General features: G+C 40.3%; 1 protein-coding gene. It reads left to right on the forward strand.

All coding sequences use genetic code 11. The features are described from left to right. A partial coding sequence (locus tag LB467_RS18670) for a flavin monoamine oxidase family protein (protein WP_224475662.1) occupies nt 1-675 on the forward strand: 675 nt, incomplete at both ends.

Below are 675 nucleotides of genomic sequence, written 5' to 3' on the forward strand. Positions count from 1 at the left end.
ACCTGTAGTTATTATAGGGGCCGGTCTTTCTGGACTTGTGGCCGCTTACAGGTTGAAGAAAGCAGGAGTTGCAATTAAAATATTGGAGGCCAGAGACAGAGCGGGAGGAAGAATAAACACTGTTTTGGGAACCGATGGCGTTCCATTGGAAATGGGTGCTACCTGGTTTGGAAATCAACATCAAAATTTGATAGAGCTTTTGAAGGAATTAAAACTTCCGGATTTTAAACAGGCTATGGCAGGATCTGCAATTTTTGAAGCTTCACCTTCTTCCTTATCACAACGTATAGAACTTCCGCCGCAGGATCCAAGTTTCAGGATTGTAGGTGGAACCAGTAAGTTAATCCAGGCTCTCTCAAATTTCTTTACTGCTGAAGAGATATCCTATAATGAGCAGGTAGAGCAAATTTTTATTAAAGACGAACAGGTTTACATCAAAACAAATAAACAAACTCTTTCAGCTAAAAAAACCATCTGCTGTATCCCGCCGGCTCTCCTGGTAAATTTAGTAAAGTTTTCGCCTGAACTTCCGGAACCATTTTTCACAGAAGCCAGAAACACCCATACCTGGATGCAGGAATCAATTAAAGCTGGTGTTGTTTACAAAGAGCCTTTTTGGAAAGACCATAAAGTTTCAATCATTGTAAGTAACCAGGGTCCTGTTATAGAATATTA

Source organism: Salegentibacter tibetensis, from assembly GCF_020164485.1.
GTDB lineage: Bacteria > Bacteroidota > Bacteroidia > Flavobacteriales > Flavobacteriaceae > Salegentibacter > Salegentibacter tibetensis.